We start from the raw sequence: 1328 nt of genomic DNA, 5'->3' as shown, positions 1-1328 counted from the left end.
CTAAAATATTGTTAAGCTATTTTTTCATGTAATACGTAAGCTCTTTATAAATAGTTATGCTTATCTAAAAGCTCTCCTGCGCTACTGTCATACTCTCGTTTTTCAGTGGGGCAAAGATAACAACTTATTCAAACGCAAAACAAACTTATTTAACATAAATATCACATCACGTTAATATTGGGGATAAGTAGATCTGTATGATATTAGTTTATAATATGTTATAAGGATATTGGAGTTATCCACAATCGTCAGTGGTAATAGCGGTATGAAAAGCACAGGGGGAGTATAGCCCATTAATAAAGATTGAGCAGAGTGATAAGCCGTCGGGAGACTGCCTCAAAAAATAAGGACAAAATACTAGTTGAAAGATTCATGATTGGATAAAGGCGGCTTTAGGATATCAGCTTTAATTTAGCAGGGAAAACTTTTACATAGAATAGAAAAGTATACGGCAAAGAAAAGGGTTAAAAAATGAAGGATTCTCCCGCAGATCACACAGATTACACGAAGCTTTATGTTTATTGATTAAGCACTCTCGCAGATCAGGCAGATGAAGCAGATTTTTAATAACCGCCGGATATTGATGTATAAAATGGATACTCAGATTTATTTACTATAAATTTTGGCTGAAGCTTTTTTGTATCTATATAATTCTAAGTGGGCTAAAGCCCGCTACTATTGAATATATAGGAAGCTGTGCAGGGATATCAGGTCGGTGTAAGGGATTTGGCCAGGATTTAACCAACATATATATTAATAAAATAGTGTTGGGTTATGTTTATAAAATATAGTGATCAAAGTCGTTCCCATTCATTACTCATCGGTTAGATTTAAACAAAAAAAGTCCTGCACATTTCTGTACAGGACTTAGTTTTTAATTTTGTTTTTGTTTATCGGTACAAATAATTTGAGACTTATGTTCTTTATTATTTTATCCAGGGATGAAGGATAAACGATGAAGGATCAATGAGCATTTATTAAGCGTCGCGTCCTATTCCTATTCCTATTCCTATTCCTATTCCTATTCCTATTCCTATTCCTATTCCTATTCCTATTCATCAATGATCAATTATAAATTATAAATGATTTTGGGTGGTTGCTTATTGCTTATTGCTTATTGCTTATTGCTTATTGCTTATTGCTTATTGCTTATTGCAAAATCAAAGATTGCGCCGGGTTAGTTTGTTCCAGGTATACAACAAAAAAAAGTCTCATACAAATACTGTATGAGACTTTTAATAAAAACTGGCGGCGGCCTACTCTCCCGCTTTCGCAGTACCATCGGCGCTGGTGGGCTTAACTTCTGTGTTCGGAATGGGAACAGGTGA

The 1328-nt window shown here is 34.6% G+C and carries 1 rRNA gene; it reads right to left on the bottom strand.

Annotated features, from left to right (window positions below):
• Window positions 1-1243: 1243 nt before the first annotated feature.
• Window positions 1244-1328: ribosomal RNA gene (gene rrf, locus J4Q03_RS21295) — 5S ribosomal RNA — on the bottom strand; the annotation flags it as partial.

The sequence above is a fragment of the Chryseobacterium sp. NFX27 genome (assembly GCF_049887855.1).
GTDB lineage: Bacteria > Bacteroidota > Bacteroidia > Flavobacteriales > Weeksellaceae > Chryseobacterium.
This window is presented reverse-complemented; position numbering and strand designations above follow the sequence as displayed.